This is a genomic window from Eubacterium barkeri (assembly GCF_900107125.1).
GTDB lineage: Bacteria > Bacillota > Clostridia > Eubacteriales > Eubacteriaceae > Eubacterium_O > Eubacterium_O barkeri.
The window spans coordinates 61,950-80,177 of the sequence record NZ_FNOU01000001.1 but is presented as its reverse complement, the minus strand read 5'-3'; the positions used below and the strand labels follow the sequence as shown (position 1 = coordinate 80,177).

General features: G+C 49.6%; 13 protein-coding genes. 3 read left to right on the top strand and 10 right to left on the bottom strand.

Going from position 1 to position 18,228, the window contains the following annotated elements; translation table 11 throughout:
• Nucleotides 1–108: 108 nt before the first annotated feature.
• From BLU30_RS00340 to BLU30_RS00325, 4 genes are all read right to left on the bottom strand, one after another.
• On the bottom strand, nt 109–3,645 hold the full coding sequence (locus BLU30_RS00340) for a S8 family serine peptidase (RefSeq protein ID WP_090242268.1): 3,537 nt from the start codon (nt 3,643–3,645) through the stop codon (nt 109–111).
• 64 nt (nt 3,646–3,709) lie between these two features.
• Nucleotides 3,710–4,222 (bottom strand): type 1 glutamine amidotransferase domain-containing protein, encoded by a 513-nt coding sequence (locus tag BLU30_RS00335; protein ID WP_090242266.1) that lies wholly within the window; start codon nt 4,220–4,222, stop codon nt 3,710–3,712.
• 83 nt (nt 4,223–4,305) lie between these two features.
• Nucleotides 4,306–5,652 (bottom strand): sensor domain-containing diguanylate cyclase, encoded by a 1,347-nt coding sequence (locus tag BLU30_RS00330; protein ID WP_090242264.1) that lies wholly within the window; start codon nt 5,650–5,652, stop codon nt 4,306–4,308.
• Nucleotides 5,653–5,765: 113 nt separating this feature from the next.
• Nucleotides 5,766–6,542: a MerR family transcriptional regulator gene (locus BLU30_RS00325; RefSeq protein WP_176770765.1), complete on the bottom strand. Its 777-nt coding sequence runs from the start codon at nt 6,540–6,542 to the stop codon at nt 5,766–5,768.
• Between the two features lie 145 nt (nt 6,543–6,687).
• Between BLU30_RS00325 and BLU30_RS00320 the strand changes: the two genes are divergently transcribed.
• Entirely contained in the window at nt 6,688–8,535 is a 1,848-nt protein-coding gene (locus BLU30_RS00320) for an InlB B-repeat-containing protein (protein ID WP_090242260.1), read from the top strand.
• A 52-nt stretch (nt 8,536–8,587) separates the two neighbouring features.
• Here BLU30_RS00320 and BLU30_RS00315 read toward each other — a convergent pair whose 3' ends face one another.
• From BLU30_RS00315 to pyrB, 6 genes are read right to left on the bottom strand one after another with little or no spacing between them, the layout of a single operon-like run.
• Nucleotides 8,588–9,496, bottom strand: a complete 909-nt coding sequence (locus BLU30_RS00315) for a dihydroorotate dehydrogenase (protein ID WP_090242258.1) — start codon at nt 9,494–9,496, stop codon at nt 8,588–8,590.
• Nucleotides 9,493–10,191 (bottom strand): dihydroorotate dehydrogenase electron transfer subunit, encoded by a 699-nt coding sequence (locus BLU30_RS00310; protein ID WP_090242256.1) that lies wholly within the window; start codon nt 10,189–10,191, stop codon nt 9,493–9,495. The genes BLU30_RS00315 and BLU30_RS00310 overlap by 4 nt, the downstream gene beginning before the upstream one ends.
• On the bottom strand, nt 10,182–11,036 hold the full coding sequence (gene pyrF, locus BLU30_RS00305; protein WP_090242254.1) for an orotidine-5'-phosphate decarboxylase: 855 nt from the start codon (nt 11,034–11,036) through the stop codon (nt 10,182–10,184). The genes BLU30_RS00310 and pyrF overlap by 10 nt, the downstream gene beginning before the upstream one ends.
• The gene (locus BLU30_RS00300; RefSeq protein WP_090242250.1) at nt 11,014–12,186 is read right to left on the bottom strand and encodes a dihydroorotase; all 1,173 of its coding nucleotides are present in this window, start codon (nt 12,184–12,186) and stop codon (nt 11,014–11,016) included. The genes pyrF and BLU30_RS00300 overlap by 23 nt, the downstream gene beginning before the upstream one ends.
• A gap of 3 nt (nt 12,187–12,189) precedes the next feature.
• Nucleotides 12,190–12,624, bottom strand: coding sequence for an aspartate carbamoyltransferase regulatory subunit (locus BLU30_RS00295; protein WP_090242248.1), 435 nt, complete (start codon nt 12,622–12,624; stop codon nt 12,190–12,192).
• On the bottom strand, nt 12,625–13,542 hold the full coding sequence (pyrB, locus tag BLU30_RS00290; RefSeq protein ID WP_090242246.1) for an aspartate carbamoyltransferase: 918 nt from the start codon (nt 13,540–13,542) through the stop codon (nt 12,625–12,627).
• Nucleotides 13,543–13,957: 415 nt separating this feature from the next.
• On the opposite strand from pyrB, the gene BLU30_RS14145 reads away from it, so the two are divergent.
• Together BLU30_RS14145 and BLU30_RS14320 are read left to right on the top strand one after the other, a co-directional pair.
• Nucleotides 13,958–14,125, top strand: a complete 168-nt coding sequence (locus BLU30_RS14145) for a hypothetical protein (protein ID WP_176770764.1) — start codon at nt 13,958–13,960, stop codon at nt 14,123–14,125.
• A gap of 57 nt (nt 14,126–14,182) precedes the next feature.
• Nucleotides 14,183–18,148, top strand: coding sequence for an FRG domain-containing protein (locus BLU30_RS14320; RefSeq protein ID WP_090242244.1), 3,966 nt, complete (start codon nt 14,183–14,185; stop codon nt 18,146–18,148).
• Nucleotides 18,149–18,228: the final 80 nt, after the last annotated feature.

The window sequence follows — 18,228 nt, the reverse complement described above, 5'->3', positions numbered from 1 at the left end:
TTATATAATATACCGGTATATCGGTCAAATGATTTTTGCTTTTTTCTCCCATAAAAAAACCAGCGTGGCCTTTAACCATGCTGGTCTTCATTCTAAAAATAATCTAATTTACTTCTTCCGCCTCCGAACAACAATCACTGCCACAATCACAGCAACGGCCGCCAGGCAAAGGACAATGGCGATAACCGGGGTGTTGGATGTCCCGGTGATGCCGGTTCCGGCATTACTGCCGGACTGAGTGGTGCTGACATTGCGGTTTTCCTTAACAAATACCGCTTCCAGGGTTTTATTGCCATCTGCGGTGATTTCGATGGTTTGTGACCCTGGCTTTACTTCACCATTAACCAGCCAGTGGTCCATGCGGTAGCCTGCCTTGGCGGTGGCGGTAAAGGTTTGGCTTTGCCCCTCGGCCAGGGTGACTGGCTGATCCGGGCTAATGCTGCCCATGTCGGCATCGTTGACCGAAGGGGTGAGGGTATAGTTGGCGGGAACGGTGGTTTTTCTGAAAAAGCTCACATCCGCCACCTGACTGCTCTGTCCCCAGACGTAAAAGGTATTTCCCAGGGTAATGCCCACATTCCGGAAGGTTTTTGCGGTGCTCAGGGTTTTACCAGCTTCTTCAAAGCTCCCGGATGTCGGATTAAAATACCAGGTATCCTGCCAGGCACCACCGGAACTGGAGACAATTCCGGTGAGTATAAAGCCCTCTGCGGTGGATCCCAGGGCCATTTCCATCTGTTGTCCGGCATCCACTGCCGGCAGGTTATGGCGCTTCACCGTATTTAAATCCGTCGTGCCAAAGAACGGCGCACCGGATTGGGTCGTGCTGGCAGCAATGGCCAGCTTATCCCCGGATACGGCGACACGGGCCTGCTCCAAGCCCTCAGGCAGCTCGACAGCGGTGGTCACCACCCCGGTGTCGACATCAATTTTCAGGATTTTATTGCTCAGGCCCAACCCCTGTGCCTCATCAGAAACCTCACCCCCAATGAGGAGTAAGTCGCTCTGATAGCTCACCGGAGTCGCCACGGCCGGCAGAGTTGCCGATGTCTTGATTTGGTTCCATTTTTGGGTTTCCGGTGTATACTCCCAGAGCTGACCAACCGGTATATATTGAGCATCAAACCCATACGCGCTCATGTAGAGTTTCCCTTCATGTCCAACGATTTGACAGAAAAAACTCGTTTCAATGCCTGTCGGGCCTAAATTGGTCCAGGAATTCCCAGCAGTGTCGTAGCGCCACAGCGTGGTTGCATCGGTATTGACATCCCCACCGAGGAGATAAACATCCTCACCCAGGGCAGCTAAACCCACAATCCCAATCCCATCATAGGCATCTCCCGTTGGAATGGAAAGATCTTCATAAGCCCCATTTATGGGCAGACTGACCTGCTTACTCCCGGATTGCCCAGCGGTATCGGTCACTACGGCCATTTGGGCTCCGGTTAGGCCCTCTGGAATCTTGACGGTAATCCGCCCGATGGTAGTGTCGGTATCCTCCATCCAGGTGAGTATTTCAGCATTCTGCCCACCAATGGTAACACTGCCTTGATCCGGCCCAATGAACCAACCCTCTAAAACGCCCCTTTGTCCCTCAGCCACCGCCGTCTGGATGGCGGGGTCGGGGTCGGTGTTGGCTTTGTCGATGTTGAGCTGGCCGCCACTGACGCAGGTTTCGGCAAAGAGATCCCGGTGGAGGGTCCCCCCGAGGATTCGTCCGGATATTTTGGCCGAGGATTCATCAGGATGATTGGAGGCCAGCAGGGCAAAAGCTCCGGTGGTAGCCGGTGCCGCCATGGAGGTCCCACCATAAACGGTGTAGCTGTCCAGGCCCGTCCCCAGACCGATGCCATCCAGGTGCAGGGTATTGGCGGTATCCCCAAAGGTCAGGGTGATCTTCATCTGGAAGTGTTCAAAATCGACATTGTCCGGCAGCTGCTGTAAAGCACTGCCGCCATTGCCGGAGTTGCCAGCATTACGCCATTGATAGCTGCCCATATCTTCCGCCGTGGTATCCGAGAAGCTGCCATCTTTAAGTTTAAAATCACATTTGACCTGGACCCGGCCGGTTTCGGACCACACGCAATAACCGCGGTAGAGTGGCTCATCCATTTCCAGCGTACGAAGCACCACGGGATTTTCTGAATAATTGGCCACATTGGATACAATGGTGACAGTTTGCGCGCCCTCTGCGGAGATATCCAGGCCATGTTCCCCACTGTAATAATTGTTCCCGATGGCCACGGCATCACCGCAGCCATCGGTCTGGCTTTCATCATAGTAATGAAAGTCCAGGCCGTCATTCACATCCGGATCATCCGTACTGCCTGCATTCTCAAAGCCTTCATACACCACTGCCCGGGCACTGTCCTTGGCGGCGCTGAAAGCGTTAAAGGTCCGGACATTCCCAGCGGCAGTGGAGAGGATGGCAGAACCCGGGGCATACAAATCCGTTTGGGTTTTGCCGTAATTGGTAAAGGACGAGGCCTTTCCGCTGGCTTCCATGGCATTGACATTTAAAACGGAGCCGCTATTGGCCATCCCCGTATCGCTTAAATCGAGATCCACATTTTTACTATCGTTTCCCGAGGCAAAAATGGTGGTAATCCCGGCGACATCGGCCGCATTCACCGCCATTTTTTCAGCCTGGCTGACGTAGTTTCCTCCGATGGAGACGTTCACGGCACGCACAGCCACCCCGGCGTTTTTAGCCTTTACCAGCCAGTTCCAGCCCTTGATCTCTGAGCTGACCCATATATAGCCGGTATTATCCTCCTGCACCTTTACACCGACAATCTTCACCTGATTCTTCATGACGCCGCTGATGCCATTGGCCCCATTCGCCCCGACGATGCCGGCACAATGGGTGCCGTGGCCGGCGATATCCATAATGTCATTATCCTTAAACGCCGCGGCACAATAGCCGTAATCATCACAGCCCAGGGCGGCCTTTTGCGCTTCGCTAAATCGATACATCTGGCTTGTCAGATTGGGATTGGTATAATCGATGCCGGTGTCCATAACGGCGACGATGGTTTCATTCCCACCCGTTAATGCCTGGGTATTCCCCACGTCGTATACCGGTTGACCATTTAGGGTCTGGCCGTCAGTGATTTTTCCGGAATTCTTCAGCTGCCATTGGAATGCGGATAAATCCGTACCTTCTTTATAGTTTAGCCAGTTGGTTTCCAGGCGGGGGGCTGCCTCCGTTCCAAGTCGACTGCCTTCCGTCTCGTCCAAGGTTGTATAGGTGTCGGCCTCGGCAAAGAGGACATCCTCCCGGGCTTCCAACGTGTCAATGAGGGTGTCGTTATCCAGGGTGTCCGAGGTCACCAGCATCAGGGTCAGGTTTTCGTTTTCCGGAGAAGCCCCAAGGGCCCTTGGCGCTGCTTCTTCGGACATGACGGCGATTCCCGCATCCCCATCCACTGTCTTTGTGTTGGCGGTGCTCACATCCATAAGAGGCTCCCACTTCAGGTCATCCTCCAGGGAATAGGTGCTTAGAGCATCCCCCCGCAGACACACAATGACCCGGGCACCAACGCCATCCCCCGATGCCGCCAAGACCGATCCTGATAATACCAAACCCAGGACAGCCATCATCAAAAAGATGTGCAGTCCATAACGTCCTTTTCTCCCCATCATACCCTCCTCATCGCTAAATCTTCTTCCTTTACCGCTTTTTCGTTATGGGCTGTCCCTCAAAAGCCTAGGCAAACAACACCCGGATGTAATCCTTCATATAGTCCGGCAGATCCGGCGGACGCCTTGCGGAAATGATATTGCCGTCCACCACCGAGGGCTCGTCCACCCAGGTGGCCCCGGCATTTTCCATATCATCCCTAATGCCTGGGGTACTGGTAACGGTCTTTCCATCTAAAATGCCCGCTGAAATCAGCACCCAGCCGGCGTGGCAGATTTCACCCACGGGCTTGCCCGCCTCATAGATGGCCCGGACCATATCTAAGACCACGGGGAAGCGGCGCAGCTTATCCGGGGCCCAGCCGCCGGGCACCAGAATGCCGTCGTAATCCCCTGGATCAATATCCCCAAAGGTGTAATCCGACACGCAGGGTACCCCGTATTTGCCATGATAGGTATGGCCGGCTTCCTCGCCCACCACATCCACCACGCAGCCTTCTTCCCGGAGCCGGTGCACCGGGTACCATAATTCTAAATCTTCAAAATCCTCACTGATAAGGGCGATTATTTTTTTATTCATCGCAATTCAGCCTCCTCTATCTTATTGCTTATTATTATAGCATTTTTTTTAATCGGATATCACACACAAGCCTATCCCATAAATTAGTCTCTCTTCATTTCTGTCATAAAGTCTGGATAATACAGCTGGCACATGTTTTTCCCCTTTTTCTTAGCATCGTACAATGCCAAATCTGCATGATGATATAAGAGATCAAAGCGCATGCCATGCTGGGGCGTGATTGCCATTCCAATGGAAACACTCAAAGAAATACCATCGCCATTTTCTTCCCACTCCTCCATGGCATCGCAGATCTGAGTCCCACTGAGCAGAGCCAGATACTCCGTTTCAATCTTCGGGGCAAAAATAACAAATTCATCCCCACCAAGGCGGGCGATATAATCTTCTGCATCAAAATAATCCCGCAGCACATCCGCCACATATTTAAGGGCTAAATCCCCCTTGGCATGCCCCAGATAATCGTTAATGGCTTTAAAGTCATCAATATCCAAGACGTAAAATGCCCCATGGTGCCACTCATTTTCTGCCAGGGCCGCATTGACTTTTTCTTCAAAGGCACGGCGGTTCAATAGTCCGGTCAGGCATTCCCGCTCGGTCTTTTTCATGAGCTGCTCCGCCTCCGCCCGAAGGCGATTTTCCTGCTGTTTGGCCCAGGTTGCATCTAAAAATACCAGCTGCATCACCCAGCCTCCACCAGGCTTACTCAGGACGTTCATACTCCCCGACACCCAAATAAGAGCACCGTCCTGCTTCAACAGCCGGCATTCAAAAGTCGTCTCTCTTTTTTCTTTTAGTACCACTTCTATTTGACCAGCTAGATGATCCTGATCCTCAGAAGCCACAGAGCACAGCCAGTCCCGTCGATTGGAGTCCCAAGAGAAACCTTTTTTACCATAACCCAGGATTTTATAAGCGGCTTTATTCATATTTAAAATTCTAGGATGATTATCACAGCTGCATTGTACAATGCCACAGGGGACGCTTTGATACAGGTGATCTAAAAATACATACTGCTGGCGGATAAAATGCTGTTTTTTTGCCAGTTCACGCTCGAGTTTAAAGTCCTTGGTAATATCTGAAAAGGTACAGTAGACCAGACGGTGTTCTTTGTTTTTCTCGATCATCCGTGCCCGAACGTGGAGCCTCCCAATACTGCCATCCCACCGCACTATTCTAAAATCCCCTTTAAGAATGCGATTTCGGCTGAAACTGGCCATCACAGCCTTTACCAGCCGGTCCCGATCATCGGGATGAACCAGAAGCAGGATTTCATCTTGAAAACGTGTATTAAATGTCTTCCAATCATAACCGCTATAGGCTACCGCCACCTCATTGATCATCTTCAGTGCCACCTTGTAGCCAAAGATGAGTATGGCCACCCCCTCAGGCATATTGTTAATGGTTTCCTGGATGATTTGATTGTTCTTCATACACTCACCTGTCTTTTATTTTTCTGTTTCTTCTCATCTTCTTATATTTATTATCTATCTTGTCCGTATTCTGTCAAGTGGAATTATTTAACATCTTATATATCATGTCCTAATCACCCCAGGGGCAGCACCACTTCCGTAATATATCGGCTGGGATCCTGGTGCTGGGGCGGACCTTCAAGATAAATATGCCGGCAGACCCCCGAAAGCTTTATTCCATTCTTTCGGGCATGGGCCACCAGCCGATCCCGCACCTCTGGAATGGATGTATAATCACCATGGTAATACATTCCCAGGGCCTTGACCTCCGGCAGCACCCGCACCCCTTCCCCCACACTGCCCGGGAGTATGGCCACACAATAGGTAATGGTGTCAGGGCTTTCCAGCGGGTATGAAATAAAGTACATGCGCTTGGTCGTGTCCGAACCGTACAGGGTCATGGCATCATGAATGATTTCACGCAGGTGGGTCATACGCATTGCCATAGTGCAAGCCTCGTAGGTTTTACAATACACGGTTTGCCCCGGAATGGTCATCAGTCCGATTGCATTGCTTCCTTCATCCTTGACCCGGGCCTTTAATTTTTCAATGCTCAAGGATAACTCATCCCGCATTTTCTCCAGGCGTGCAATCATTGGCCTTAAATCTGCGCCATCATCGTAATATTGAAGGATTTCATCCAGGGACAGTCCAAGGTTTTGCATAGTGCGGATGGTACGGATCCGGGTCAAGGTATCCATGGAGTAATAGCGATTTCCCTTTACTCTCCCGTTATCACTCCGTACATCGGCATTTAAAAGCCCACGGTCTTCGTAGTTTAAAATTATACGCCGGGTAATTCCCAGGGCCTTAGCTGCTTCACCAATGGAAAACATATATTTCTCTTTCATTTTTGTTTTTGCTCCTTGCATCGAACATCAGTGTATAGTGTATGCTTAAGTATACTACAGATAATGTACCCTGTCCTATCTTTTCGTAAAAAGCAAAGAAAAATAGAATAAGATGGTATTTCAATGAAAAACCAGGAGGATTTTAATGAAAAAGAAATTGCTTTATATTGTGATGGTGGCTGGCCTGTTACTGGCCTGCTCCACCGGGGGGGCCCTTGCCCTTGATGCCGCTACCGTGACCCCCGTCACCCTAACTCCGGAAGTGGCCACTGTCGAATCTAAAACCTATGACGGAAACACCGTTGGTCGCGGGACCCTCACCCTGAAGGGCGCTTCTGAAGGGGACACCCCCACAGCAACGGGTACCTTTACCTGGACCGACAAGGCTGCAGGAACAAGCAGCATTAACGTCACAAACATCACCTTAGACCCAGAATGGACCACGAATTATACGCTGTCCACCACAGAATTAAGTCATCAGGTTGTCTCCGCCAGCATTGCCCCGCGGCCGGCCGACATCACCTGGAATTATACACCGCCCTTTATCTATAATGGCGCCTACTACGCCGTCATCCCCCAGGTGCAAAACACCGTCCCCGGCGATATCATCAACACCATTACAGAAGGCGGCTCCAACTTTGACGCCGGAAACTACACCGCCAATGTAAGGACTTTGACCAATCGCAACTATACCCTGGAGGGTGCCACCGGCACCTCCCTCAATTGGAAAATTTTAACCACAGTGGATTTTGATCCTGCCGGGGGCACCCCTGCACCCGCCAGACAAACCCCTGCCTATGATGACCCCGTAATCCAGCCTGAAACCATCACTAAAGAAGGGTATCTCTTTGGGGGATGGTACGATGACGGAAGACTCTGGAACTTTGATATTGATCTCGCGACACAAAACAAAACCACCCTCACCGCACATTGGATTGAAAACCCCAAAGCCCTGACCAGCTTTACCCTGAACGGAAGGACCGGTACCATCAATGAAGACGCCGGCACCATTGAGGTCACCCTTCCCGGAGGGACTGACCTCAGCGCCTTAAAGGCAACCTTTTCTGCCAGTGCCGGTGCCACCGTTAAAGTGGGGCAAGCTGTGCAGGAAAGCGGCGTGACCCCCAATAATTTCAGCAGCCCGATGACCTACAGCGTGTACAGCCAGCACGAGCCATCAACGAATCCCAAAAACTACACGGTTACGGTCAAGCTTTTGAACCCGCCCGTCATTGGCGGCATCAAAGATGGCCATCATTATGTCACCACCCAACAGGCCGTCGTCACCGGCGATGCCATCACCGAGGTTACCTTAAACGGCAATCCGGTCAGCACCCTATCTGCAGCAGACAACGATATCGTCCTGAACCTGGCGGGCAACGTGGATCAAAGCTATACCATCACCGCCACCAACACCCTGGGCCTGGAAAGCACGGCCACCGTCACCATGGCCCCCATCACCACCCTGTCCAAGCCCATCGACACCCTTAATACCGATACGGTCAAATCCAGTGACCGTCCTGCCATTGACGGCACCCGAAAGGCAGTCCAGGAAGCCACCACCCCCCATGCCACCGAGGAGGAAATTGCCGGGCTCAAGGCCATCACAGATCAGTGTGACACCCTGGATGCTCAAATCAATGCGGTGGCCCAGGCGATCGAAGCGGCCAATAAAATCGCCGCTGGCATCAAAGCCGACAACGTCCAGCCCGGTGATAAAGCCGCCCTGGAAGCCTCAAAGGCAGCCCTGGAAAAGGTATTGGCTGATTACCCGAACAACTTGACCCCAAAGGAACGGCAGACCTTAACGGAACGGCTGCAAGAAATCGCAGGGGTCATCACCCTGGTGGATTATGCCCAGCTCCCGCTGACCGAAAAAGCCCAGGGGGTTAGAACCGGATTAACCGGCTCCCCCGCCACTGCTGCCATCGTCATCCTAATGGGTGCCCTCACCCTTGGCAGCGGCTATCTCTGCACTCGCAAAAAACACTAAAACGCCATTGAAAAAACAGGTGTGGCCCCCGCCTCACCTGTTTTTTCATGCTTTATTTTAAAATTCCACGGACTTCATCGATATTGTCCAGACCTTCCGCTTCGCAGTAAGCTTCCAGCCCATCGATAATCGCCACAGCGGCTCGGGGATCCACAAAGTTCATGGTCCCTACCTGGACACAGGCGGCGCCGATCATGATGAATTCCAGGGCATCCTCCCAGGTGGAGATGCCCCCCATGGCCATGACGGGGATATCCACGGCATTCACCACCTGATGGGTCATGCGCAGGGCCACCGGGCGCACCGCCGGGCCGGAAAGTCCGGCGTAAACATTATCGAAGACGATTTGCTTCTTCTTATAATCCACGGCCATGGCCTGGATGGTGTTAATGAGGGAGATCCCACTGGCCCCCGCCCCTTCACAGGCTTTCGCAATTTCTGCAATGTCCGCCACATTGGGGGACAGCTTAACCATGATGGGGTGGTCCGAAGCTTTGACCACCTTCTCAGTGATGTCCGCCGCCATCTCCGGCCGGATCCCGTAGGCCATGCCCCCGGCCTTGACATTGGGGCAGGAGATATTCAGCTCAATGAGCTGCACCGGGATGGTATTCAGACGGCGAATGGCTTCCAGGTAGGAGGCTTCATCCTTCCCCCCCACATTGACCACGGTCACCGTGCCGATCCCCGAGAGATGGGGCCATTCCTTTTCGATGAAGGCATCCACCCCCGGATTTTCCAGACCGATGCTGTTGATAATCCCCGAGGGGGTCTCCCAAATGCGAACACCGGTATTGCCCTCCCGGGGCTCCAGGGTGAGCCCCTTGGAGCACAGGCCGCCCAGCCGGGCCAAATCATAATAAGCCTCGAACTCCCGGCCGAAGTTAAAGGTCCCTGATGCGGTGAGTACCGGGTTTTTAAAGCTAACCCCGGCAAAGGTTGTTTTTAATCGTTCGCTCATCGCCCAAGCACCTCCCGGGGAAAGACTGGACCATCTTTACAAACTTTTTTGTTTCCTTCGACGGTTTTAATGGAGCAGCCCAAACAGGCCCCCATGCCACAGGCCATCCGGGCTTCCAGGGAGAGGTATACCGGGTTCTTTTCCGGCACCGCCTGGCACAGGGCATCCATCATCACCCGGGGGCCACAGGTAATAAAGGTCTCACCCCGTTTGGCCTCCACCTGAGTGGTAATGATCCCCCCCACATCCACCACCACCTCGTCGGCGATGGCATCAAAGGCCTCTACCCGATAGGCTTCGCTTGAAAAGCCCAGGTACACCCGAAGCTTTTTCTTGGGATTGGCTTCTTTAAACTGCCGGCAGGCATAGTACAGCGGTGCGATGCCAATGCCACCGCCCACCGCTACCAGAGGGGACTCCACCGCTGGAAAACCATTGCCGTAGGGGCCTTCCAGCTGAATGGCGTTTTTGGGCTCCATGCCGGAGAGGATAGCGGTGCCCTTGCCCACCACCTGGTATAAGAAAGTCACTACCCCATCCTGATAATCGTGGACGGAGATGGGGCGGCTCAGCAGCGGGTCCGTTTCCCAGGCCCGCACCATAAAGAACTGGCCAGGGGACACCACGCCCTCCCAGGCCACTTCCATCATATAAATACCGTCAGCCAGACTGCGGTTGGTTATAATTACAGCCACTTCAGTATATCCTCCTTCATCAGAGCCGTTTTTTCCCGGATGTAATCCACAAAATCCGGGCCCTCGGTTTTGCCTTGGTGGCCCCCGATAATCCCCCGGGAGGAATTAATGACAGCACAGCGGGATTTTTTAAAGATATTGGCGATATCCTTACCTGTCCCCCCCTGGGCACCGTAGCCCGGCACCAAAAAGAAGGTGGAAGGGCACTGATCCTGGAGTGCTTCAAATTCCTCGGGGAAGGTCAGGCCTACCACTGCTCCAATGGCAGAGTATCCGGATTCTCCAATAAAATCCTGACCCCAGGCGGTAATCTGGTCCCCCACGGCTTCGTACAGCTTTTTGCCATCATCCAGCACCCGTTCCTGGAAATCCCGGGAGCTGGGGTTGGAGGTGTGGAGCAGGACGAAGAGGCCCTTTTCCTTATCCTTTAGATAGGGGTAATAGGGTGAAATGGCATCCTCACCCATGTAGGCATTCACCGTAAGGATATCCACCTCAAAATCCCCTTCGAAGTGCCCCTTGGCGTACTGGGTGGCCGTGGAGCTGATATCCCCCCGCTTACAGTCCCCAATGGCAATCTTGCCAGCAGCCCGGACGGTTTTCACGGTTTCGGCGTAGGCCTTCATGCCATCCAGACCCAGAGCCTCGTAACAAGCCACCTGCATCTTGTAGCAGCCCGCTAAATCCGCCGTGGCCTCCACAATGCGCTTATTGAATTCTGTAATCTTCTCACCCGTGCTCCAGTCCTTATCCACCAGGTATCCTGGTAAAAAAGCGGGGGTGGTGTCCAGCCCCACGCAGACGGGGCTTTCCAGTGCATCCTTATATAATCGGTCCATGATCATAGACGATTTTACCTCCTTTAAATGTGAGTAATACCCGGCCCGTCAGCCGTTCCCCCACAAAGGGGGTGTTATGGCTTTTGGAAACAAAGGCCTTAGGGTCTACCTTCCAGCTGTCCTCCAGGTCCACCAGCACCAAATCCGCCGGGTATTTCTCCTTTACCAAGCCGGCTTTTAACCCCAACCGGGCCGCCGGAGCCGCACTCATCATCTCGCTCAGGCGGGTAATGGGAATACCCGCCCCCTTAAAGACCGTGTGATACATGGCAAAGGCCGTTTCAAAATTATTGATCCCCGGGGCTCCGGCAATCTTATCAGCATCGGTGTGGGGGGCATGGTCCGTGCCGCAGATATCAATATCCCCATTCAGAGCCCCTTCAATGAGGGCCCGGCGATCCCCCCAGCTTCTAAAGGGTGGGTGAACCCGGTATTCTAAGGCTGAGGCATAGAGATGGTGGGGCGTGACCTCACAGGTGATATCCAGCCCATCGGCCTTGGCCGCCATAATGGCCTCCAGGGTTGCCTTTTTGCTGATATGGCACACATGGAGATGCGCCCCTTTAGTGGCCCGGAGCAGCTCGATATCCCGCTGTACCGTCTCCGTTTCCGGCTCGCAGTGGGTGGCCAAAATAAAATTGTACTTTTTAGAGGCATTGAGAGCCTTTTTCATAATGGCCCCGTCATCCACATTGTAACCATCGTTGGAGAAGATGGGGGTCAGTTCCCGGAGGGCCTTGAAATTCACGGTTTTTTCGGTGCCAAAGCCCTCAGTGACCGCTGCCACCTGGATGACATCTGCAAGACCCACCGCTGCCGCCCGATCCAGGGTCTCAGCCATCAGCGGAGCGTTATCCATCACTGGCCGGGTGTTGGCCATGGCCACCACCGTGGTAAAGCCGCCCTTGACCGCAGCAGCCAGGCCGGTGTTAAAATCTTCCTTCTGGGTAAGCCCCGGGTCCCGGAGGTGGCTGTGCATGTCGATAAAGCCTGGCATCAGCACCTTGCCCCGACCGTCAATTTCCACATCGTGGGCCGCCTGGACCCGTCCGTTTTCCTTGTAGACCTTCTTGATCTTGTCATCCTCAATCATAACCTTGCCCACCCGGATGCCTTCAGCATCGACGATGGTTACATTGCTAATGAGCGTTCTCATGGCTTACTCCTTTTCGATGAACGTGGTATAGGCGTCGCAGTATTCGCAACGATAGATCCGTTCTTCCTCATTTTCTAAATAAAAGCGGATTTTTCCGACCTTTTCATATTGGGTAATACACCGGGGATTTTTACAGGTCATAATCCCCTCCACCTCTTTGGGAAGGGTCAGACTGATTTTTTCCACCAGCTCCCCATTGCGCACGATATTCACGGTGACATTGGGATCGATGAGTCCCAGGACATCCATATCCAGATCCAGGTCGGTCTCGATTTTTAACATATCCTTCTTCCCCATCTTATGACTGGGGATATTGTTCAGCAGCACCACCGGGTATTCCAGTTGGTCCAGGTGCAGCTCCTGATAGATTTTAAAACCGTGCCCCGCCTCGATATGGTCGATGACGATGCCTTCCTTCAGCTCCGATACATTAATCATTTATGCCACCCCCAGTAGTTTTGAAATCAATGCCATGCGCACATACATCCCGTATTTTGCCTGTTTGAAATACACGGCCCGGGGATCCGCATCCACATCCACCGCAATCTCATTGACCCGGGGCAGGGGGTGCATGACGATCATATCCTCTTTGGCGTGGCGCATCTTCTTTTTATCCAGGATGTACACATCCTTTAACCGCAGGTATTCTTCCTCATTGACAAAGCGCTCCCGCTGGACCCGGGACATATACAGAATATCCAGATCCCCGATGACGGCATCCAGATTGTCCGTCTCCACATAACTGCCAGGCTCCAGCATGGAGAGGAAATACTCCGGCATCTTTAACTCCTTAGGGGAGATAAAGACAAATTTCACATCTTTGTAACGGGCCAGGGTCTTGACCAGGGAATGGATGGTCCGCCCAAATAGCAGGTCCCCGCAAACCCCGACCACATGGCCATCACAGGTTCCCTTTTCGTGACGGATGGTCAGGAGATCCGTCAGGGTTTGGGTAGGGTGTTCATGCCCCCCGTCCCCGGCATTAATGATGGGCATCTCCGGCACCGCCTTGGACACCAGCTTAGCCGTCCCCTCCCGGGGATGACGGATTACTCCGATATCGGCATAACAGGATACCGTGCGAATGGTATCCGCAATGGTTTCCCCCTTGGAAACCGACGAATTAGCCGGGTTGTCAAATCCGATAATCTTACCGCCTAAACGCAGCATGGCGGATTCAAAACTGAACCGGGTCCGGGTGGACGGTTCGTAAAAAAGACTGGCTAATAATTTTCCCTTGCAGCAATCAATATATTCCTCCTGATTTGCAATGATCTTATCAGCCAGTCCAAAAATAGACTCTAGTTCTTCAATTGTAAAATCTCCTGGTTCGATCAAATGTCTACCTTTGAGCATTCTATCCTCCTTCAATTCAAAAGGGACCGGTGGGCCCCACTAACCCCATTGTGTTTTCTTGTGAAAATGATACGTCAAATCCATGAAAATGTCAAATAAAAAGCATCAGAGTCTGATATTGTTTTCACTGGTAATCCCTTTCAATTCACGGTATAATGATATCATAAAGATTATTTCTACTTAACCATAAAAATAGCATCACAAATATTTTGTAAATCGCTATAGCTTTCTCCTTATTATTATGCTATAATATATCGGTATAAATAGATTCAGTACCCATGACAACAAAGTAATTTCTAAAGGACGTAAGGTTAATCACCATTACCTATAAAGAAAGGATTCTGTTGCATTAAAACAGATAACATGAAAAACCATGAACTTAAGAGCTTCTACCAGTGGAATAATTGAAAATTCAATGTTTGATTATGACATTCCTGGGAACAAAGTATCCTTTGATATGATGCAAACTATATCGAACAGTGGTTATCCCACAAAGAAAAAACCCCGGTGCCTGGACATCGGTGCCGATATTCAGATCGATTATGGCATGCTTTGTAAAATGGAAGAAGACCTTTTCCTTTAAAAGCACTCACCCCCCTATCATCACATGGGGGGTTTTTTAAAATAAGGGGAGAAAACGATGCGGGATGGATATATTATCAATTTGTTAAAAAAACCAATGATGGAAGATTTCGACTCAGATCTTGGTATCCAAGAGTCTACTATTGCATGGATGCACTATGATTTTTTCCAAATAAAGCATGTGACTGATTTTAAGGACTTCTTCCTCCAGCCTGATAGTTCCAACCAGGAATTTCATGGCAGCGTACAAAGTATGTACCTGTACAAGCTAATCAAACAGGGGGGACACCACAATCACCTAACGATCTCCGACCAGCCCCTTCACGGGTTTGCCCGTGCAGAGTCCAAATCTGCACAATTCCTCTGTGTCTCACCCATCAAATTCAATCTCAAACCCAATTTTACTGATTATGAAGAGCACCTCCATAACACTTCCATTGAAATCTGCAATGCACTCACGCAATGGCGGAATATGATGACCCAGCAATCCGAAACAGCCTCATACAGCGACCTTGCATTTAATATCTTCGGTTCGTTGGGCTCTGAAGATTTAGTTCTCATTACTTCAAGCGATTCTATCCGCTGCCTGCTTTATGCTGTCGATTTTATCCGTAGCTATAGTCACACTAATCAGATTCCCTTTATTGACTCTACCACATCATATATCGTCAACAATTTTGCCGAAATCAAAAAACAGGCCTTATTTGATTCGCACATCAGCATTTCCCTTACCCTAAATCCTAAAGAAAACAACAGCGCATTCGTTAGAAAAATCCATGATATTATCACGAACAACGGTCAAAAATGTGACAACACCATAATGACAATTTTGGGTAAATTTGACTTCCGAATATTCATCAATCAGAATCAGTCAGAAACCATGCATGCCCTCTTTGATTTCTCAGATTCTCCACTCAATATACGCAACTCAGAATATCAGAAGCATGTGTACCAATCGCGAACCAACTGGCTCTACCCCAGCAAAGATTTCCAGGACCTCTACGACCATTATATAGCCAATCACTATCATCCAAAAATATTACCAACCAAATACACAGACGAGACTAAAGCCTCCATCGACCGGAAAGTAAAGCAAGTCTGTAATAATCTTAAACAGATTACCGAGGGCAGCCAGATGCTGTCCGTTTTTAAACATACCCCACATTTAAGCAAGTTGATTTGGACCCTTTTCCACGATTACTCTAAGAACATGTACAGTATTTTCAGTGATTCATGGAAGGACGACCTCCATTCACAAATCCTCGCTTTTATCGACATTATCCAGAGCCTGGATTCCTCTGGAGATCAGAATCTTTATGCCACCATGGAAGATTTAATCAATGCCATCCGACAGACTTATGTCCATGTGAATCAGGCCAATCGGATGTTCTTTGAGATCTCCGCAACAAACTTGAGGTATACCGGCTCCTTTAACAAGGTATTAAAAACCTACTACGGTATTATTCGCTGCATTATGAACATCGGCTACTCATTCCACCGCTACAGCAATACAGAACAATCCAAACTGGTACCAGTGGTCAGTTTTGAGTACACCCCCAAGATTAAAACCCGTGCATATGGTAATGCATCCGATGTTAAAAGTAAAAAAATCATCCAATTCATGCTGCCTTATGCCGCTCTGACTGATATCCCTAAATATACTGTTTATTTATTTCACGAGGTATTCCACTATATCGCACCCGTAGATCGAAAAATCCGGAATATACAGTACGCTAAAATGTGTCTAGCCCTATGGTTAAGGGAGGTCCTAAAAGCATTTTTCACAAATCTGCTGAAGAACTTCACACCACAGGACTATACATCTTTGGCAGAGGTATTAGGTGATGGTACGGATATCAACAATTGGTTGGAAATTCACTCCAGCCAAATCATCGAACACCTCTGCCGTTTAGATGGACAAGGCATTGGTACCTCTATTGAAAATGATGTATTCCATTCCTTCATAGAGTCCACCAAAAGCCATAACCTACACAAACTCACCTTTGCCAATTTAAATGAACTCCTTAAAGACCAGTTACTTCGAGAACCGATCCGGGATGGTAATTCCTTCGATTGGTGTGTGCTCCTCCTCGAACAATACATTCAAAGTGTTATGAAAACCGGCACCCTTCACTTTGATCCAACAAACATTCCAGATAAAGACAGATCCGCCTACACTGTTACATATAGCCAGCTCTTCAAAGGTCTCATGGCACAAAATAAACTGAAAAATTTTAAACAAATTTTTGGGCAAATTAGAGGAATTATTAATTTTGACCATCTGGAAATGCTATTTGACTTCTATGCCTTTGAGGGTAAGGAAGCTGCCTGCGATTTCTTTATGATCAATGCCCTTAACATCAATAAGTATGCAGATTACCTCTATTATATCTTTCAGCTGTATTTTGATATTAATGTCAAACTGGATGTAAATGAAATTTTCATCAAAGACTCCAGCATGCTCAGATTCGGGTTAATCAGCACGATTTATTACCGTAAATCGTCAATGTTGGACGGGCAGGGTTTGTTGGACTTTTTTGATGAAATCACCGTAGATGACCTCATACGGAACAAAGAATACAAAACAGTCTACGCTAGAAACTATGCAAATGAATTCCTCTTATATTTCAGGAATCATCTCTCCCGCTATCTCGCACTAGAATGGCAATGCGGCACCATCACCTTAGAGGACTGCCTATTCGACCTTCTGAGTATCAACGACCATAAAAAACATATGAGCAATGCAGGAAAAACTGAATGTAATAAACTCCACACCCTAACATTACTGAACAAGCCCTGGAATGACACGCTATCACCCTCCCAAGAGGCATTCACAGTAAATATGGCCTTTATTAACCAATTCCTGCTATACGACTCAGATTATTACGATACCCGTATAACCGAAGCACAATCATTACTCCTTCACACTATACCAAGCACATCCGCACCTCCCCACACCGCTAGGATGACTGTGCGAAATATTCAGGAATACATTAACGCTGTCAGTTTCGGTGCCAAACAAATTGGTGCGACCACCGATCCCGGTAAAAACACCCCGATCTGGTATCGGGGTGAAAGTAAAGATAATTACAATTTATTGCCCAGTTTATTTCGAAACGAGAACTATAAAATGTTGCCTCGTGCGCAGATTCTGGGATATTATGATCTCTTCCGACACCATGGCCTCACTTCCATCGAACTAGCAGGGAGTAATGCCTTAAACAGTGTTGATATCGCCGTGTGTATGCAACATTACGGATTACCCACCCATTTACTGGACTGGTCCGAAAATGCCATGATTGCATTATACTTCGCCCTTCATCCTGAACAGAATGAGATGTCAAAAAAAGAAATGGAATACTCCAACCTACAAAACAATAAAGCCGTCTACCTCCTTAATCCAGAGCGAATGAACAAAGTACGGGCAATCCTGAAAAAACTTTGTGCAAAAAACATATTCACGGAAGCCGCCCTAAAAAAACACTATACCCTCTACCGTAAAGAATTAGACACCTACCCCATTGTCGATTTATCCAATGACCACTACCAAGAGGTTTTTCCAGAATGCTATCCCATCCTTAACAAAGGATGTGACAAAATAAAAGTCACCAGCGGCCGTTCCTGCTCGTCATGTGCGACTATCAAAAGCTACATTAAAGATTTATCCGACAGCTTTCCAGTGGCTAGTTTGACATCTCTAAGCAACGCACGGATCAAAGCACAATTCGGTACCTTCACCGCATTCGACCTGACAACCTTATATGACAACACCCCAAACCTCAGGGCAATCGAACGCTATAAGTGGGCTTCGCTCAATGAAATTCACAACCGATACCTTCAATTCACCAGCACCTATAACCTTGATTGCGAGCCTTTCCTGTACAAGATTACAATCAGCAAAGATAATATCGTGCAAATGCAAATCGCCCTAGCCCGGATGGGCTTCACAAAGATGCGACTCTATCCCGAGTTGGAGCGCATTTGCCAAGAAGCTAAGGATATGATCAATCATTACTATGAATAATCATCTTCAAAAAAATAAACTTTGGGTTGAAATAGGCATTTAATGGGTTTCACTGGTAATCCCTTTCAATTCACGGTATA

Bases quoted from the DNA above. Each gene is read 5' to 3' on its own strand.
- BLU30_RS14145 (WP_176770764.1), top strand. From the start codon at position 13,958: ATGTTTGATTATGACATTCCTGGGAACAAAGTATCCTTTGATATGATG.
- BLU30_RS00340 (WP_090242268.1), bottom strand. From the start codon at position 3,645: ATGATGGGGAGAAAAGGACGTTATGGACTGCACATCTTTTTGATGATG.
- BLU30_RS00315 (WP_090242258.1), bottom strand. From the start codon at position 9,496: ATGAGCGAACGATTAAAAACAACCTTTGCCGGGGTTAGCTTTAAAAAC.
- BLU30_RS00295 (WP_090242248.1), bottom strand. From the start codon at position 12,624: ATGATTAATGTATCGGAGCTGAAGGAAGGCATCGTCATCGACCATATC.
- BLU30_RS00335 (WP_090242266.1), bottom strand. From the start codon at position 4,222: ATGAATAAAAAAATAATCGCCCTTATCAGTGAGGATTTTGAAGATTTA.
- BLU30_RS00320 (WP_090242260.1), top strand. From the start codon at position 6,688: ATGAAAAAGAAATTGCTTTATATTGTGATGGTGGCTGGCCTGTTACTG.
- pyrF (WP_090242254.1), bottom strand. From the start codon at position 11,036: ATGATCATGGACCGATTATATAAGGATGCACTGGAAAGCCCCGTCTGC.
- BLU30_RS00325 (WP_176770765.1), bottom strand. From the start codon at position 6,542: ATGAAAGAGAAATATATGTTTTCCATTGGTGAAGCAGCTAAGGCCCTG.
- BLU30_RS00330 (WP_090242264.1), bottom strand. From the start codon at position 5,652: ATGAAGAACAATCAAATCATCCAGGAAACCATTAACAATATGCCTGAG.
- BLU30_RS00300 (WP_090242250.1), bottom strand. From the start codon at position 12,186: ATGAGAACGCTCATTAGCAATGTAACCATCGTCGATGCTGAAGGCATC.
- pyrB (WP_090242246.1), bottom strand. From the start codon at position 13,542: ATGCTCAAAGGTAGACATTTGATCGAACCAGGAGATTTTACAATTGAA.
- BLU30_RS14320 (WP_090242244.1), top strand. From the start codon at position 14,183: ATGCGGGATGGATATATTATCAATTTGTTAAAAAAACCAATGATGGAA.